A 17,524-nucleotide genomic window follows, 5' to 3' on the forward strand; every position below is an offset into this window, starting at 1 on the left:
GCGTCCGGGAACCTGGGGAGCGGGAGCGGAGTAGGACAGGGAGAACCCGCGGCGTCGAAGGGACCATGATCGTGCCGGCCGCGGCCACCGCCTCGGCCGGGCGGCGCGCGGCGCACGGGAGCGCGGACGGGCGTGCCGGCAGCTCCGGCGCGCCGCCGCCGAGCTCATGCGCCGGGCGCGAGCGCCACGAACCGGCGCGCGCCGCACCGGAACAGGCCACGCACGAGCGTGGGCCGGGGCGCGGAAACGACCGGAATACGCCACGGACCGGCCCCCGCGCGCGTCCGACGGGCCCCCGGGCGCGTCAGGGCGAGCACCCGCACCCAGACGGCCGCCGCACCGCCGCGGGTCGCCGAGACCGGTGCCGGCGGCGCCCCGCCGTACCGGTCTCAGTCCCACGACCCCTGCGCCGCCGGCAGCCGCCCCACCTCCGCCAGGTCCTCCGGCGTCAGCCGCAGCCCCGCCGCCTCCGCGTTCTCCGCGACCCAGCGCTCCCGCTTGGCGCCCGGCACCGGGATCACGTGACGGCCCCGGGACAGCACCCACGCGAGCGCCACCTGCGCGGGGGTGACCCGTTCGCCGTGGCGGCGGGCCACCCGGCGCAGCCCTGCCACGATCGGCTGGTTGGCGGCCATCATCTCGGCCGTGAACCGGGGATGGCGGGCGCGGACGTCGTCCGGTTCGAAGCCCGCCCCGGGCAGCAGCGTCCCGGTCAGGAAGCCGTTGCCCAGCGGCATCGCCGCGAGGAAGCCGATTCCGCGTGCCTCGCACCACGGCAGCAGCCCGTCCAGCGCCTCCGGCGACCACACCGACAGCTCGGCCTGCACGGCGCCGACCGGGAAGACCTGCTGCACCCGCTCCAGCTGCCGGATCGTCGTGTCGTGCAGCCCGCTGCGCGCCCCCGCCCGGCGTCCGCCGCGGGCGCCCACGGCGCACAGGCCCAGGGCCCGCACCTTTCCGGCCCGCACGAGCTCCGCCATCGCGCCCCAGGTCTCCTCGATCGGCACCTCGGGGTCGGCGCGGTGCAGTTGGTAGAGGTCGATCACGTCCGTCTGCAGCCGGCGCAGGGAGGCGTCGCAGGCCCGTCTCACGTAGCCGGGGCGGCCGTTGGCCACCAGGTGCTGCTCGCCGACCAGCAGGCCCACCTTCGTCGACACGAACGCGTCGTGCCGCCGCTCCTTCAACACCCGCCCGAGCAGCAGCTCGTTGGTGAACGGGCCGTACATGTCGGCCGTGTCCAGGAGCGTCGAGCCCAGGTCCAGCGCCCGGTGCACGGCCCTGAGCGACTCGTCGCCACGCTGCCGCGACGCGCTGTACGCCCAGCTCATCGGCATGCACCCGAGTCCCACGGCCCCCACCGCGAGTGCCGCCGCGCCGATCGTCCTGCGCTCCACCTCGCGCAACCCTCCCCTGTCCTGGGCCACCCAACCTAACCCTTGCCTCCTCAGCCCCCTGACATAGCCTCCTGACCATGACTGCTGACGTGTGGCTGCCCATTCCGCCGGACGAGATCGAGGGCCTCCCGGACGGTCCCGCCTACCGCTTCTGGGACGGCGCCGAGGACTTCCCCGCCGACCCGGCCGACTGCGCCTTCTACGTCGTGCCGTACATGAGGCCGGGCGAGGTCGGGACGCGCCCGCTGCCCCGCATGACATCGGTGCGGGTGGTGCAGACCCTGTCGGCCGGCATCGACCACGTGGAACCGGCACTGCGGCACCTGCCCGCCGGTGTGCGGCTGTGCAACGCCCGCGGGGTGCACGAGGCGAGCACGGCCGAACTCGCGCTCGCGCTGATCCTCGCCTCGCTGCGCGGCATCCCCGGCTTCGTGCGCGCGCAGGACCGGGGCGAGTGGCGCGGCGGGTTCCGCCCGGCGCTCGCCGACCGCAACGTCCTCATCGTCGGCTACGGGTCGATCGGCGCCGCGATCGAGGACCGGCTCGCGGCGTTCGAGGTCGCGCGGGTGGCGCGCGTGGCGCGCTCCGCACGCGCCACGGTGCGCGGTCCGGTGCATCCGCTCACCGATCTGCCCGCGCTGCTTCCGGACGCCGACGTCGTCGTCTTGTCCACCCCCTTGACGGAGGCCACCCGCGGCCTGGTGAACGCGGGCTTCCTCGCGCGGATGAAGGACGGCGCACTCCTCGTCAACGTGGCGCGCGGCCCCGTCGTCGACACCAAGGCGCTGCTCGCCGAGCTGGAGAGCGGCCGTCTCACCGCGGCCCTGGACGTCACCGATCCCGAACCGCTCCCGGCCGGGCACCCGTTGTGGCACGCGCCGGGCGTGCTGATCAGCCCGCACGTCGGCGGGCCCACGTCCGCGTTCCTGCCGCGCGCCAAGCGCCTGCTCGTCAACCAGCTGCACCGGTTCGTGAACCAGGAGCCGCTCGCGAACGTGATCCTGACGACGGGCACGACAAGCATCTGATCCGCTTCGCGTACCGTCCGCAGTCCTCCGGACGCGGTCCGTGCCCGCATAGTCGCTGGTCGTCACGGAGCGTAGAGGAACTATGTCCCTGAGTGACGAGACTGGTGTATCGTCCCCGACAGGGGCTGCGCCGCGCACTGTTCGGCGCGAGGGATGGACTTTGCAGACTGTGAGGGGGGCGACGGGCGATGCACGGCCTATGGACGAACGATCCGACGCGGCGGAGCCGTCGAAAGCGGCCCCGGCACACGGCGCGCAGACGCGGCCGTCCCAGCGGTCACCACACCAGCCGGCAGCACCGCGGGCACAGCGTGCGCAGGAGGCACGCGCACCCGGCGCACCGGAGCCCGCGGGGCCCCGCGGCGCGGAGCGGGAGGCACCGGTGAGCCCGCCCCCACCCACCGCGACCGCCCGCCGCGGAGTGCTGCGGGCCGCGCCCTCGCCGGGAGCGCCGCCACCCCGCCCGCCGGCCCCGGGCGGCGGACCGGGGATGGTGCCCCAGCTGGTGCTGGCCCTGGTGTGCGGGGGCTACGCCGTCGGTTCCGCGCTCGGCTGGGGTTCCAGCCGACTCGCCCTGATCATGGGTGACTTCGGGCTGAGTGCCGCCGCCGGCACCGCCGCCGTCTCCTGCGCCCTGTACGCGCGCGTCCGCCCTGTCCGCTACCGGCTGGCGTGGCTGCTGTTCGCCCTGTCCTCGGCGATGGCGTGCCTGGGCAACGGGGTCTGGGGCTGGTACGAGGTCGTCCTGGACGAGCCCGTGCCCAGCCCCAGCTACGCCGACCTGTTCTTCCTGTGCTTCGCGCCGCCCGCCATCGTGGGCCTGCTCGTCCTGGCCAAACGGCCGGTGACGAGGGCCGGCTGGGTCTGCCTGGTGCTGGACGCCTGGCTGATCGGCGGTTCGCTGCTCACGCTGTCGTGGAGCCTCGCCCTCGCGCAGGCGGCCCGGTTCGACGGGCCGAGCGTCGCGCACACCGCGCTGTCGCTGGCCTATCCGCTGCTGGACATCGCCCTGGTCAGCATGGTGATCGCCCTGCACTTCAGGCCGTCGGCGGACAACCGCTGCGCGGTGAACATCACCATCGGAGGGCTGGCCCTGACGGTCGTGTCCGACGCCCTGTTCACCTCGCCGCTGGTGCACAGCAGCTACCACTCGGGCCAGCTGCTCGACGCGGGCTGGTTCGCCGGCTCGCTGCTCATCGCCTACGCCCCCTGGGCCGGGACGCCGGCCGCGCCCCGCGACGAGGACGGCCACGAGCGGGCGCCGCAGGACCCCATGCCGGGGGAGCTGCTGCCGGGCCCCCGGGCGGCGGTCCGCCCCGGAGGGCACCCGCAGACGCACTGGACCCCGGGCCCCGCGCAGCCGCTCCGGCAGGACCCGTCTCCACCGCCGCCCGCGCGGCACCCGGCCCGCGGACGCCCGCCGGAGCCGCCGGGCCATGACCACTACCTGGCGCCGCGCCCACCGGAGCCCGAGCGCGGGCGGTATCCGGCCACGCGCCCGATCTCCGGATCGCTGGCCGCCCTCACGCCGTACCTGGCCGCGGCCGTCTGCACCCTGGGCGTCCTGTACAACGTGCTCACCGGCCACAGCGTCGACCGCGTGGTCCTGATCACCGCCGGCGCCGTCGTGCTCGCGCTCGTCGTGCGCCAGGGCATCGTGCTGCTCGACAACATCGTCCTCGCCCAGGAACTGGCCGAGCAGGAGAACCACTTCCGCTCCCTGGTCCAGGGCTCCAGCGACGTCATCATGATCGCCGCGCCCAGCGGCGTCCTCCGGTACGTCTCCCCGGCCGCCGCCGGAGTGTACGGCCGGCCGGCGGAGGAGCTGGTGGGCACGGAACTGGCCGCGCTCATCCACCCGGAGGACCTCGGCTGCGTGGTGCACGAGGTGCGGCGGTTCCTCGCCGCCAGCCCGCTGCAGGAGCCCACCACGCGCATCGAGTGCCGCTTCCGCTCCGGCGACGGAGGCTGGCTGAACGTGGAGTCGACCATCAACCGCCACGACGGCGGCCTCATCTTCAACAGCCGGGACGTGACCGAACGGGTGCGCCTGCAGGCGCAGCTCCAGCACAACGCCGAGCACGACCCGCTCACCGACCTGCCCAACCGCGCCCTGTTCACCCGGCGCGTGCAGCAGGCCCTGGCCGGCCGCCGGACCTCCGACCGCGGCACGGCCGTGCTCTTCATCGACCTGGACGGCTTCAAGGCCGTCAACGACACCATCGGCCACCAGGCCGGGGACGAACTGCTCGTCCAGGCCGCCCGCAGACTCCAGGACGCCGTCCGCCAGGGCGACACCGCCGCCCGGCTGGGCGGCGACGAGTTCGCCGCCCTCATCGTGGGGGACGGCACCCGCGACCGCGCGGTCCGCGAGGGAGACATCCTGGAGCTCGCCGAGCGGCTGAGGACCACCCTGTCCGCGCCCTACCTCATCGACGGCAACGATGTCCGCGTCGCCGCCTCCATCGGCGTCGCCTTCGCCGAGCCCGGACTCGGGGCGGGCGAGCTGCTGCGCAACGCCGATCTCGCCATGTACCGGGCCAAGGCGGCCGGCAAGAACCGCGTCGAGCTGTACAAGCCCCAGATGCAGCAGGACGTCGTCCGCAAGGCGGAGCTGGCCACCCGGCTGCGGGCCGCCCTGCACGACGGCGAGTTCACGCTGCTGCACCAGCCGGTCGTCTGTCTGGGCACCGGCCGGATCGCGTCGGTCGCCGCCCAGGCGCGCTGGCGTTCCTCGCAGGGGGTGCTCTTCACGCCCGCGGAGTTCCTGCGGGTGGCCGAGGACAGCGACAAGACCGCCGAACTGGGCCGCTGGGTGCTCCAGGAGGCCCTGGAACGGGCCGCCGAGCGCGCCGGGAGCGGCCTGTCCGTGCCCGTGGTGGTCCGGATGGGCGCCCGCCGGCTGCTGGACCGCTCGCTGCCGCCGAGCGCGGTCGAGACCCTGCTGACCCGGCACGGGCTGCCGGCCGGCTCCCTGGTCGTGGAGCTGTCCGACACCGACCCGCGGGTCGGCCTCGACGAGCTGGAGCGGCGCCTGAGCGCGCTCAGGCGGCTGGGCGTGCGCGTCGCGCTCGACGGCCTGGGCAGCGGGCACGCGGCCTTCACCGCGCTGCGGCGCCTGCCTGTCGACGTGCTGAAGCTCGACCGGAGCCTGGTCGAGGGCGTCGTCGAGTCGGCCCGCCTGCACAAGATCACCAGAGGGCTGCTGCGCATCGCCACCGATCTCGGGCTGCAGTCCGTGGCCGAGGGCGTGGACCTGCCGGAGCAGGTCGTCGCCCTGCGGGCGATGGGCTGCACCCACGGTCAGGGCATGGCGTTCTCCGGACCGCTGGACGAGTTCCGGCTGCGCCGGGCGCTCACGTCCGGGCACTACCCGGTGCCGCACGGCCCCGCCGAGCCGGCGTTCGCCGGAGGCGGCGCGGGCGTGTACACCGCTGGAGTGACGGCCGTACTCCAAGGCGGGACGGCTCTGCGCTCACATAATGAGACTCCCGTCCCACCCACTTGACACCGGGTGCGCGCCGGGGGAGGGTCAGTGCCATGCGCACCCGAATTCTCGTACTTGGACAGCGCGTCGGCTGACCTGGGACACACCGGACAACGATCCGGAACGCCCAGCGACCTCACCGGCGCGCTCCCCTCGCTTGCCTTGCGGCACGAGGGGTTTTTTGTTGCACCAGCACCTGTCGCACCGCCGCCGTACACCGCACGACCCTCGCCAGAACCCTCAGCATCGAGAAGAGAATGCCGATGACCGAGCAGGCCACCGGGGCCCATCACCCGCAGCCGCGGCCCCGATCCGGAGGACACCAGCCCGCGCCCGAGCACGTCACGGGTGCGCAGTCCCTCATCCGCTCTCTCGAGGAGGTCGGCGCCGACACGGTATTCGGCATTCCCGGCGGTGCGATCCTTCCCGCGTACGACCCGCTGATGGACTCCACCCGGGTGCGTCACGTCCTGGTCCGGCACGAGCAGGGCGCCGGTCACGCGGCCACCGGCTACGCGCAGGCCACCGGCAAGGTCGGCGTCTGCATGGCGACCTCCGGACCCGGTGCGACCAACCTGGTCACGCCCATCGCCGACGCCCACATGGACTCCGTCGCGCTGGTGGCGATCACCGGCCAGGTCGCCTCCAAGGCGATCGGCACGGACGCCTTCCAGGAGGCGGACATCGTCGGCATCACCATGCCGATCACCAAGCACAACTTCCTCGTCACCAGGGCCGAGGACATCCCGCGGGTCATCGCGCAGGCGTTCCACATCGCCTCCACCGGCCGCCCGGGCCCGGTCCTGGTCGACATCGCCAAGGACGCCCTCCAGGCGAAGACCACCTTCTCCTGGCCGCCCGTGATGGACCTGCCCGGCTACCGGCCCGTCACCAAGCCGCACGCCAAGCAGATCCGCGAGGCGGCGAAGCTCATCGCCGCCGCGAAGCGGCCCGTCCTCTACGTGGGCGGCGGCGTCCTCAAGGCGCAGGCCACCGCCGAGCTGAAGGTCCTCGCGGAACTCACCGGAGCGCCCGTCACCACCACCCTGATGGCGCTCGGCGCATTCCCCGACAGCCACCCGCTGCACGTGGGAATGCCGGGCATGCACGGTTCGGTCACCGCCGTCACCGCGCTGCAGAAGGCCGACCTGATCGTCGCCCTCGGAGCCCGCTTCGACGACCGCGTCACCGGCAAGCTCGACAGCTTCGCCCCGTACGCCAAGATCGTCCACGCCGACATCGACCCGGCCGAGATCGGCAAGAACCGCGCCGCCGACGTGCCCATCGTCGGCGACGCCCGCGAGGTCGTCGCCGACCTGATCCAGGCCGTCCAGAAGGAGCACAGCGAGGGCCACGTCGGCGAGGCCGCCGCCTCCCGCTACGCGGGATGGTGGAAGGACCTCAACCGCTGGCGCGAGACCTACCCGCTCGGGTACGACCAGCCCGCGGACGGCTCGCTCTCCCCGCAGCAGGTCATCGAGCGCATCGGCCGGCTCGCCCCCGAGGGCACCATCTTCGCGGCGGGCGTCGGCCAGCACCAGATGTGGTCCGCGCACTTCATCCAGTACGACACCCCCGCCACCTGGCTGAACTCCGGCGGCGCCGGGACCATGGGCTACGCCGTCCCGGCCGCGATGGGCGCGAAGGCCGGGCAGCCGGACCGGACGGTCTGGGCGATCGACGGCGACGGCTGCTTCCAGATGACCAACCAGGAGCTCACCACCTGCGCCCTGAACAACATCCCGATCAAGGTCGCCATCATCAACAACGGCGCCCTGGGCATGGTCCGGCAGTGGCAGACCCTCTTCTACAACCAGCGGTACTCCAACACCGTGCTCCACTCCGGGCCGGGCGCGCCCACGGGCCCGGGTGCCGGCACCCGCGTCCCGGACTTCGTGAAGCTGGCGGAGGCCATGGGCTGCTACGCGATCCGGTGCGAGTCCCCGGCCGACCTCGACAAGGTCATCGAAGAGGCGAACTCCGTCAACGACCGTCCCGTCGTCGTCGACTTCATCGTCCACGAGGACGCGATGGTGTGGCCGATGGTCGCCGCCGGCACCTCCAACGACGAGATCATGGCCGCGCGGGACGTCCGCCCCGACTTCGGCGACAACGAAGACGACTGAGCGAGGAAGAGCAACCATCATGTCCAAGCACACGCTCTCCGTCCTGGTGGAGAACACGCCGGGCATCCTCGCCCGGATCGCCGCACTGTTCTCCCGCCGGGGCTTCAACATCGACTCGCTCGCCGTGGGCGTCACCGAGCACGAGGACATCTCGCGCATCACCATCGTGGTGACGGTCGAGGACCTGCCGCTCGAGCAGGTGACCAAGCAGCTCAACAAGCTCGTCAACGTGCTCAAGATCGTCGAGCTGGAGGCGGGCCAGGCCGTCCAGCGGGCCCTGGTCCTGGTGAAGGTGCGCGCCGACAACGAGACGCGCTCCCAGATCGTCGAGATCGTCCAGCTGTTCCGCGCCAAGACCGTCGACGTCTCCCCGGACGCCGTCACCATCGAGGCGACCGGCTCCACCGACAAGCTGTCGGCCATGCTCAAGATGCTCGAGCAGTTCGGCATCAAGGAACTCGTCCAGTCCGGCACGATCGCGATCGGCCGCGGTGGACGCTCCATCACGGACCGCTCGCTGCGCGCCCTCGACCGGTCGGCGTAGCAGCGCGTTCGGGCGGCCGGGGGAACCGGCCGCCCGCATTCCGAGATCTTGAAACGTCCTGTCCCCTCACCGTCATACGGTGGGACGCACCACCCGCATTCAAGGAGAGAACCCAAAGTGGCCGAGCTGTTCTACGACGCTGACGCCGACCTGTCCATCATCCAGGGCCGCAAGGTCGCGGTCATCGGCTACGGCAGCCAGGGCCACGCCCACGCCCTGTCGCTGCGCGACTCGGGCGTCGACGTGCGAGTCGGTCTGCACGAGGGCTCCCGGTCCAAGGCCAAGGCCGAGGAGCAGGGCCTGCGCGTGGTGACGCCGTCCGAGGCCGCCGCCGAGGCCGACGTCATCATGATCCTGGTGCCGGACCCGATCCAGGCCCAGGTCTACGAGGAGTCCATCGCCCCGAACCTCAAGGACGGCGACGCGCTGTTCTTCGGCCACGGCTTCAACATCCGCTTCGGCTTCATCAAGCCCCCGGCCGGCGTCGACGTCTGCATGGTCGCCCCGAAGGGCCCGGGCCACCTGGTGCGCCGTCAGTACGAGGAGGGCCGCGGCGTTCCGTGCATCGCCGCCGTCGAGCAGGACGCCACCGGCAACGCCTTCGCGCTCGCCCTGTCCTACGCCAGGGGCATCGGCGGCACCCGCGCCGGCGTCATCAAGACCACTTTCACCGAGGAGACCGAGACCGACCTGTTCGGTGAGCAGGCCGTCCTCTGCGGCGGTACGGCCGCGCTGGTCAAGGCGGGCTTCGAGACGCTGACCGAGGCGGGTTACCAGCCGGAGATCGCCTACTTCGAGTGCCTGCACGAGCTGAAGCTGATCGTCGACCTCATGTACGAGGGCGGCCTGGAGAAGATGCGCTGGTCCATCTCCGAGACCGCCGAGTGGGGCGACTACGTCACCGGCCCGCGCATCATCACCGACGCCACCAAGGCCGAGATGAAGAAGGTCCTCGCCGAGATCCAGGACGGCTCCTTCGCCAAGAACTGGATGGACGAGTACCACGGCGGCCTCAAGAAGTACAACGAGTACAAGCAGCAGGACTCCGAGCACCTGCTGGAGACCACCGGCAAGGAGCTGCGCAAGCTCATGAGCTGGGTGAACGAGGAGGCGTAGGCCTCGTGCCCGGGGGCCGGAGCAGTACTGCTCCGGCCCCTTCGGCGAACCAGGGGTAACGTCGGTGTCCACGGCGGACGCACGGCGTTGTCCACCCCGTCCAGCCACGGACGGGTGATCCTTCCGCGGCGGCGCAATGCGGCGCGGCCGACGCCACTAGACTGCTGCACTAACCAACGCGTCAGGCCCACAGCGTCGTGCGTCTTCCACGCGGCCAAGCGACACCGAGGAAGTGCGGGCACGCCACTGCGCCGCCCGGCACGCGCTCTCGCCGCACCGGCCCGAGGCCCCGGTAGCTCCGCTACGGAAGCCTTCGTCCGGTCGCCCGAGAGCACGCACCGGACGACACGGGAACGCACCCGCCCGTCCCCGGCGCCGCTCCCTCCTCCGCCTGCGGCCGTCGGGACGGCCGTCCGCAAGCGCCCCCATAGCCATGGAGGCATGGAGGTGCCACCTGACTTGTGAGGACTCACGTGAGCTCGAAACCTGTCGTACTCATCGCTGAAGAGCTGTCGCCCGCGACCGTCGACGCGCTCGGCCCGGACTTCGAGATCCGGCACTGCAACGGCGCGGACCGGGCCGAACTGCTCCCCGCCATCGCCGACGTCGACGCGATCCTCATCCGCTCGGCCACCAAGGTCGACGCCGAGGCCGTCGCCGCCGCCCGCAGGCTCAAGGTCGTCGCCCGGGCCGGCGTCGGCCTGGACAACGTGGACGTCTCCGCCGCCACCAAGGCCGGCGTGATGGTCGTCAACGCGCCGACGTCGAACATCGTGACCGCCGCCGAGCTGGCCTGCGGTCTGATCCTGGCCACCGCCCGCAACATCCCGCAGGCCAACGCCGCGCTGAAGAACGGCGAGTGGAAGCGCAGCAAGTACACCGGCGTGGAGCTGGCGGAGAAGACCCTCGGCGTGGTGGGCCTCGGCCGCATCGGCGCCCTGGTCGCCCAGCGCATGTCGGCCTTCGGCATGAAGGTCGTCGCCTACGACCCCTACGTGCAGCCGGCGCGCGCCGCCCAGATGGGCGTCAAGGTGCTGACGCTGGACGAGCTGCTGGAGGTCTCCGACTTCATCACGGTGCACCTGCCCAAGACGCCCGAGACCCTCGGCCTGATCGGCGAGGAGGCGCTGCGCAAGGTCAAGCCCGGCGTCCGCATCGTCAACGCCGCCCGCGGCGGCATCGTCGACGAGGAGGCGCTGTACTCGGCGCTGAAGGAGGGCCGCGTCGCCGGCGCCGGCCTGGACGTGTACGCCAAGGAGCCGTGCACGGACTCGCCGCTGTTCGAGTTCGACCAGGTCGTGTGCACCCCGCACCTGGGCGCATCCACGGACGAGGCGCAGGAGAAGGCGGGCATCGCCGTGGCCAGGTCGGTGCGCCTGGCCCTCGCCGGTGAGCTGGTCCCGGACGCGGTGAACGTCCAGGGCGGCGTCATCGCCGAGGACGTCAAGCCGGGCCTGCCGCTCGCCGAGCGCCTCGGCCGCATCTTCACCGCGCTGGCGGGCGAGGTCGCGGTCCGCCTCGACGTCGAGGTGTACGGCGAGATCACCCAGCACGACGTGAAGGTGCTGGAGCTCTCGGCGCTCAAGGGCGTCTTCGAGGACGTCGTCGACGAGACCGTGTCGTACGTCAACGCGCCGCTGTTCGCCCAGGAGCGGGGTGTGGAGGTGCGCCTGACGACCAGCTCGGAGTCGGCGGAGCACCGCAACGTCGTCACCGTGCGCGGCACGCTCGCCGACGGCGAGGAGGTGTCGGTCTCCGGCACGCTCGCCGGTCCGAAGCACGTGCAGAAGATCGTCGCGGTCGGCGACTACGACGTCGACCTGGCGCTCGCCGACCACATGCTCGTCCTGCGCTACGAGGACCGTCCCGGCGTCGTCGGCACGGTCGGCCGCATCCTCGGCGAGGGCGGCCTCAACATCGCCGGTATGCAGGTCGCGCGGTCGGCGGCCGGCGGCGAGGCGCTGGCCGTCCTGACGGTCGACGACACGGTGTCGCCCGGCGTGCTGGCCGAGGTCGCCGCGGAGATCGGCGCCACGTCGGCCCGCTCGGTCAACCTGGTCTGAGCCCGTTTCCGGGGGCGCGCCCCCGGACCGGCGCCGGACCCGGTCGTGACAGCGCCGGACGGACCGGAGTCGCTCCGGCCCGTCCGGCGCTGTCGTGTGCGGCGAGACTTTCCAGGCCTCCCCGTCCAGGTCCGGTGCGGCGAGGCTTTCCGGGCCCCCTGTCCAGGTCCGCGCCTGGCGCCCGGCGCAGGAAATCCGGCGCGGGCCCGCCGCCGCGTTCGCCGGGTGTTCGGCAGGACCACGGCCGCGCGGGCCCGCCGCGTTCGCCGGGCGATCGGGAGGATCACAGCCTCGGCGAGCACCGTCCCGCCCCCGGCCCGAACCGCCGCCAGGTCCTACAGCCGCGCGGCCTTCAGCGCCATGTGCAGCAGCAGGCGGTCCTCGCCGTCGTCCAGGTCCAGGCCGGTCAGCTGCTCCACGCGGGACAGGCGGTAGTACAGGGTCTGGCGGTGGATCCCCAGGCCCGCCGCGGTACGGCCGGCCTGGCCCGCGCAGTCGAGGTACACCTCGGCGGTGCGGGCGAGTTCCTGGTGCGCGGGGGAGAGCAGGACGCGGACGGCCGGGTCCACGGCGGTCTCCGGCGGCAGCCGGGTGAGCAGGCGGAACGGCCCGATCGACGCCCAGTCGGCGACGGGGCCGAGCCGGGGCTCGGCCAGGGCGGCCCGGGCCGCGGCCGACGCCTCCGTCCACGCCGCGCCCAGCTCGGCCAGCCCGCTGCGGGCCGCGGCGATCCCGGCGGCCGGCCCGGTCCGCCCGGACGCGCCCGCCCCCGGAGCCGCACCGCCTCCGGACGGCGCCCGCGTCCCCGCCCGTTCCAGCAACCGGTTCGCCGCCGACACGGCCGGCGCCGGGTTGTCCGTCGAGCGCAGCCGCACCAGCAGCGCCAGGCACTGGGCCGACGTCCCCCACGGCACGGTGCACAGCGCCGTCGCGCCCGGCAGGGTGCGCACCGACGGGGCGTCCTCGGGATCGGCCGACGGCCAGGGGGCCACGCAGACCACCGTGTGCGGGCCGTCCGCGCGGGCGCCGAGAGCCGTGCGCAGCTCCGCCACCGCGGCGTCCCGCGGCCAGCCGCGCTCGGCGGTCAGCACCGCCCGCAGCTCCCGGGTCAGGTCGGCGCCGTGCTGCGCCTCGTCCGCGAGCAGCGCGCCGATCCGCGCGGTCACCCGCATGGCGGCCGCCAGTTGCTGCTCCGAGGGCCCGGGGTCGTCGTCGAGGAGCCAGACGTAGCCGAGGACGACGTTGCGGTGGCGCACGGGCAGGCAGATCCGTCCCCGGTACACGCCCGCCTCCGGGGTGGGCGGGATCAGGACGGGGCCGGTGGCCCGCGTGATGCCGAATCCCTCGAACCACCTGCGGACCGCGGCCGTGGAGCGGCGGGTCAGGATCGACCGGGTGCGCACCGGGTCCAGGGCCGACGGGTCGAGGTCGCCCTCGCTGTCGTAGGCGCCGAAGGCGATCAGCTCGAAGTCCCGGTTCTCCAGGGTCGCCGGCGCGCCGAGCAGCTCCGAGATCTCGTCGACCAGTTCCTCGTAGTCACCCCTGTGTTCCGACGTCACCCGGGCATTCTCCCGCATCTCCGCAGGGCCTTCATACAGCTGTCTGAGTTCCGGGACGCGGATGCGTGACAGCTGTCGATGGCCGACGATCGGAGGGGTCCCTAACTTTCACGGTGGTTCTCCGTGCCGTTCCCGGACGTCGGGTTCCGGCCTTGTTGTTCCTTGTTGTGGAGGTGCCCCGTGCTGGGTCCCGTGATTCTCGCCGCGTCGCGCAGCGACCGGATGCGACGCCTGATCTCGGCGGCCCCGGTGACCAAGCAGGTCGTCGACCGCTTCATCCCCGGCGAGACCGTGGACGACGTCGTCCCGATCATCGAGGACATGACGGGCAAGGGCCTGGAACTGACCATGGACGTGGTCGGTGAGGACATCACCACCCCCGAGCAGGCCGCCGCCGCCCGGGACGCGTACCTGGACCTGATCGACCGCCTCAAGCCGCTGGAGCTCGGCCCGCGCGTCGAGATGTCCGTGAAGCTGTCGATGTTCGGCCAGGCGCTGGACGGCGGCCACGAGCTGGCCCTGGCGAACGTGCGCCCGGTCGTCGAGGCCGCCGCCGAGGTCGGCACCACGGTTACCCTGGACGCGGAGGACCACACGACCCTGGACTCGATGTTCGCCATCCACGAGGAGCTGCGGAAGGACTTCCCGCAGACCGGATGCGTCATCCAGGCCTACCTCTTCCGCACCGAGGCGGACGCCCGCCGCCTGGCCGCGAGCGGAAGCCGGGTGCGCCTGGTCAAGGGCGCCTACAAGGAGCCCGCCGAGGTCGCGTACCAGAACAAGCACGAGATCGACAAGGCGTACGTCCGCATCCTGCGGACGCTGATGGAGGGCGACGGCTACCCGATGATCGGGTCCCACGACCCGCGTCTGATCTCCGTCGCCCAGGAGCTCGCCCGGCGCGCCGGGCGCAAGCTCGACGAGTACGAATTCCAGATGCTGTACGGCATCCGCGGCGACGAGCACCTGCGGCTGGCCGCCGAGGGCCACCGCATGCGCGTCTACACCGCCTACGGCACCGACTGGTACGGCTACTTCATGCGCCGTCTCGCGGAGAAGCCGGCGAACCTGCGCTTCTTCGTCCGTTCGATGGTCAGCAAGGGGTGATGTCGCCGGGTGCCCGCCCCGGCGAGTCCGTGATGGCCGGGCCCCGACCGCCGCACACCGCAAGCAACCGCTCCAGCTCCGCCCACTGGAGCAGGAATCACTCGGAAGAGGTAACCCCATGGACGCTGTGACCCAGGTCCCCACCCCTGTCAACGAGCCGGTGCACGACTACGCCCCCGGCTCGCCCGAGCGCACCCGCCTGGAGGCCAGGCTCAAGGAGCTGGCCGACAACCCGGTCGACCTGCCCTGCACCATCGGCGGTGAGAAGCGCATGGGCGGCGGGGAGGCGTTCCAGGTCGTCCAGCCGCACAACCACCGGTCCGTCCTCGGCACCTACCGCAACGCCACCCGGGCGGACGCCCAGGACGCCATCGACGCGGCGCTCGCGGCCGCGCCCGCCTGGCGCGCGATGTCCTTCGACGACCGGGCGGCGATCATCCTGCGCGCCGCCGAGCTGCTGGCCGGCCCGTGGCGCGAGACCATCGCGGCCGCCACCATGCTCGGCCAGTCCAAGACGGCCCAGCAGGCCGAGATCGACAGCCCCTGCGAGCTCGTCGACTTCTGGCGCTTCAACGTCCACTACGCCCGCCGGATCCTGGCCGAGCAGCCCCCGGCCAACTCCCCGGGCGTGTGGAACCGCCTCGACCACCGCCCGCTGGAGGGCTTCGTCTACGCGATCACGCCGTTCAACTTCTCGGCGATCGCGGCCAACCTGCCGACCGCGCCCGCGCTGATGGGCAACGTCGTCATCTGGAAGCCGTCCCCGACCCAGACCCGCGCCGCCGTGCTGCTCATGGAGCTGCTGGAGGAGGCCGGTCTGCCCAAGGGCGTCATCAACCTGCTCACCGGCGACGGCCTCGAGGTCTCCGAGGTCGCCCTGGCCCACCGCGACCTCGCGGGCATCCACTTCACCGGTTCGACCAAGACCTTCCAGTACCTGTGGAAGACGGTCGGCAACAACATCGAGAAGTACCGCTCCTACCCGCGCCTGGTCGGCGAGACCGGCGGCAAGGACTTCCTCGTCGCCCACCCGTCGGCGGACCGCGCGGTGCTGAAGACCGCGCTGACCCGCGGCGCGTTCGAGTACCAGGGCCAGAAGTGCTCGGCCACCTCCCGCGCGTACATCCCGGCCTCCATCTGGAACTCCGGGTTCAAGGAGGAGTTCGCTGCCGAGGTCGACCACCTGACCATGGGTGACGTCACCGACCTGTCGAACTTCCTCGGCGCGGTCATCGACGAGCGCTCGTTCGCCAAGAACAAGGCCGCGATCGACCGGGCCAAGGAGGACCCGTCCTGCACGATCGTCGCGGGCGGCACCTACGACGACTCGGTGGGCTACTTCGTCCGCCCGACCGTCATCGAGTGCACCGACCCGGAGAACGAGGTCTTCCGCACGGAGTACTTCGGCCCGATCCTCGCCGTGCACGTCTACGAGGACGACGCCTACGACGAGATGCTGACCCAGATGGAGTCGGTCTCGGACTACGCGCTGACCGGTTCGGTCATCGCCAACGACCGCGCCGCGGCCGCCCACACGATGGAGAAGCTGCGCTACGCGGCCGGCAACTTCTACATCAACGACAAGTCGACCGGCGCCGTCGTCGGCCAGCAGCCCTTCGGCGGCGGCCGTGCCTCCGGCACCAACGACAAGGCCGGCGCCCCGCAGAACCTGATGCGCTGGACCCTGACCCGGGCCATCAAGGAGGCGCTGGTCCCGCCGACCGACTACACCTACCCGCACATGGGCTGAGCGCCCGCGGACCCACCGGCACCGCCCCCGCCTCGGATCCCCGGGCCGGGGGCGGTGCCGTGCGTCGGGCCGCTCCGGCGCCGAGGCGGGTCCGGCTGCCGCGTGCCGGGCCGCTCCGGCGCCGAGGCGAGCCCGGCTGCCGCGTGCCGGGCTCTGGTGGGGCGGGGCCGGGCCGCCGACACTGGGCCGATGACCGCCCGCCCCGCTCCCCGCAGCCCGGGCACCGCGCCCCTGCGCACCGCCCACACCGCCGACCTCGCCCCCGCCGAACTCCTCGCCGTGCGCACACTGCTGCACGACGCCTTCGACGGGGACTTCGGCGCGGACGACTGGGACCACACGCTGGGCGGTCTGCACGTCCTCGCCCACGACGAGCGCGGGCCGGCCGGGCACGGAGCCGTGGTGATGCGCCGGGTGCGCCACCACGGGCGGTGGCTGCGGATCGGGTACGTCGAGGCGGTCGCGGTCCGGCGCGACGTCCGGCGCACCGGGGTCGGCGGCCGTGTCATGGCCGCCCTGGAGGGGATCATCACGCGCGCCTACGCGTTCGGCGCCCTGTCCGCGAGCGACGACGGCACCCGGCTCTACGAGGCGCGCGGCTGGCAGCCGTGGGGCGGGCGCATCCACGCGCTCGGGCCGGACGGCGCGGTGCGGCTGCCCGAGGAGGAGGGGTCCACGTACGTGTGGCCGGCGTCCGCCGTCGAGGCGGGCCCCGGGGCCGAGCTGCTCTTCGACTGGCGTGACGGCGACGTCCTCTGACGCCGCGTCACACCAGCCGGCCCGGCGTGCGGCCCGGCGTGTGCCGCCCCTCCACCGGGGTCCGCCGCCTCCGCCGTCGCCGGTCCGCCCGGCCTCCCGCTCCGCATGACGAACCCGCAGGTCATCGCCGTACGACCTGCTCCGCCGTCTCAGATAGTAGGAAGTCCGAGTAATAGTGGAGACAGGCCTGCTCTCCTCCCTTAGTTTTGTAGGAGCCGAACGTCTCGCTCGATCCAGCGAATGGCGGTCGTGAGCCGGGCCCCGTGCAGTCACCCCTGCGGCACCGCTCCGCGGCTCTTTCCGGATGTACCTCCCGCGCCGTCTGCGGCAGCGGGGGAGTCTCGCAACCCCCTTCCGCACTCCCTGCTCGTTCGAAGGAGTCGATGTCCCATGTCCGAGACGACCGTCCGCCGCCGAGTCCGCCACCTCTCCGGTACGAGCGAGTCCGACCGCAAGAACGCCGCCGCCGCCCTCCAGCGCGCCCTCGACCGCCGCGACAACGGCGGCTCGACCGGCCACTGAGCCGGCGCGCCCGCGAAGCTGGGAGCCGCACCCGCCGGGTGCGGGGCGGCCGCCACCGGCCGTGCCGCA

Annotated in this window: 12 protein-coding genes; 10 read left to right on the top strand and 2 right to left on the bottom strand. The window is 72.7% G+C overall.

The window, feature by feature from the left end; translation table 11 throughout:
* Positions 1-389: 389 nt before the first annotated feature.
* A complete protein-coding gene (locus ABZ920_RS28775; protein ID WP_361511238.1) occupies positions 390-1,394 on the bottom strand; it encodes an aldo/keto reductase in 1,005 nt (334 codons plus the stop codon).
* Between the two features lie 77 nt (positions 1,395-1,471).
* On the opposite strand from ABZ920_RS28775, the gene ABZ920_RS28780 reads away from it, so the two are divergent.
* From ABZ920_RS28780 to serA, 6 genes are all read left to right on the top strand, one after another.
* Entirely contained in the window at positions 1,472-2,422 is a 951-nt protein-coding gene (locus ABZ920_RS28780; RefSeq protein WP_361511163.1) for a 2-hydroxyacid dehydrogenase, read from the top strand.
* 199 nt (positions 2,423-2,621) lie between these two features.
* A complete protein-coding gene (locus ABZ920_RS28785; protein ID WP_361511166.1) occupies positions 2,622-5,930 on the top strand; it encodes an EAL domain-containing protein in 3,309 nt (1,102 codons plus the stop codon).
* Positions 5,931-6,166: 236 nt separating this feature from the next.
* On the top strand, positions 6,167-8,035 hold the full coding sequence (locus ABZ920_RS28790; RefSeq protein ID WP_361511168.1) for an acetolactate synthase large subunit: 1,869 nt from the start codon (positions 6,167-6,169) through the stop codon (positions 8,033-8,035).
* A gap of 19 nt (positions 8,036-8,054) precedes the next feature.
* A complete protein-coding gene (ilvN, locus tag ABZ920_RS28795; RefSeq protein ID WP_361511171.1) occupies positions 8,055-8,579 on the top strand; it encodes an acetolactate synthase small subunit in 525 nt (174 codons plus the stop codon).
* A gap of 117 nt (positions 8,580-8,696) precedes the next feature.
* A complete protein-coding gene (gene ilvC, locus ABZ920_RS28800) occupies positions 8,697-9,695 on the top strand; it encodes a ketol-acid reductoisomerase (RefSeq protein ID WP_361511174.1) in 999 nt (332 codons plus the stop codon).
* 473 nt (positions 9,696-10,168) lie between these two features.
* A complete protein-coding gene (gene serA, locus ABZ920_RS28805) occupies positions 10,169-11,758 on the top strand; it encodes a phosphoglycerate dehydrogenase (protein WP_361511177.1) in 1,590 nt (529 codons plus the stop codon).
* 335 nt (positions 11,759-12,093) lie between these two features.
* Here the strand turns inward: serA and ABZ920_RS28810 are convergent, their stop codons facing one another.
* A complete protein-coding gene (locus ABZ920_RS28810) occupies positions 12,094-13,335 on the bottom strand; it encodes a helix-turn-helix domain-containing protein (RefSeq protein ID WP_361511180.1) in 1,242 nt (413 codons plus the stop codon).
* Positions 13,336-13,497: 162 nt separating this feature from the next.
* Between ABZ920_RS28810 and ABZ920_RS28815 the strand changes: the two genes are divergently transcribed.
* From ABZ920_RS28815 to ABZ920_RS28830, 4 genes are all read left to right on the top strand, one after another.
* Positions 13,498-14,424: a proline dehydrogenase family protein gene (locus ABZ920_RS28815; RefSeq protein WP_361511183.1), complete on the top strand. Its 927-nt coding sequence runs from the start codon at positions 13,498-13,500 to the stop codon at positions 14,422-14,424.
* Between the two features lie 118 nt (positions 14,425-14,542).
* A complete protein-coding gene (gene pruA, locus ABZ920_RS28820; RefSeq protein WP_361511186.1) occupies positions 14,543-16,174 on the top strand; it encodes an L-glutamate gamma-semialdehyde dehydrogenase in 1,632 nt (543 codons plus the stop codon).
* Between the two features lie 189 nt (positions 16,175-16,363).
* A complete protein-coding gene (locus ABZ920_RS28825; protein ID WP_361511189.1) occupies positions 16,364-16,933 on the top strand; it encodes a GNAT family N-acetyltransferase in 570 nt (189 codons plus the stop codon).
* A 390-nt stretch (positions 16,934-17,323) separates the two neighbouring features.
* A complete protein-coding gene (locus ABZ920_RS28830) occupies positions 17,324-17,455 on the top strand; it encodes a hypothetical protein (RefSeq protein ID WP_361511192.1) in 132 nt (43 codons plus the stop codon).
* Positions 17,456-17,524 lie beyond the last annotated feature (69 nt).

The sequence above is a fragment of the Streptomyces sp. NPDC046831 genome (assembly GCF_040645305.1).
Taxonomy (GTDB): Bacteria; Actinomycetota; Actinomycetes; order Streptomycetales; family Streptomycetaceae; genus Streptomyces.

Coding starts and splice junctions, on each gene's coding strand:
- ABZ920_RS28780 (WP_361511163.1), top strand. CDS start 1,472: ATGACTGCTGACGTGTGGCTGCCCATTCCGCCGGACGAGATCGAGGGC.
- ABZ920_RS28785 (WP_361511166.1), top strand. CDS start 2,622: ATGGACGAACGATCCGACGCGGCGGAGCCGTCGAAAGCGGCCCCGGCA.
- ABZ920_RS28790 (WP_361511168.1), top strand. CDS start 6,167: ATGCCGATGACCGAGCAGGCCACCGGGGCCCATCACCCGCAGCCGCGG.
- ilvN (WP_361511171.1), top strand. CDS start 8,055: ATGTCCAAGCACACGCTCTCCGTCCTGGTGGAGAACACGCCGGGCATC.
- ABZ920_RS28810 (WP_361511180.1), bottom strand. CDS start 13,335: ATGCGGGAGAATGCCCGGGTGACGTCGGAACACAGGGGTGACTACGAG.
- pruA (WP_361511186.1), top strand. CDS start 14,543: ATGGACGCTGTGACCCAGGTCCCCACCCCTGTCAACGAGCCGGTGCAC.
- ABZ920_RS28825 (WP_361511189.1), top strand. CDS start 16,364: ATGACCGCCCGCCCCGCTCCCCGCAGCCCGGGCACCGCGCCCCTGCGC.
- ABZ920_RS28830 (WP_361511192.1), top strand. CDS start 17,324: ATGTCCGAGACGACCGTCCGCCGCCGAGTCCGCCACCTCTCCGGTACG.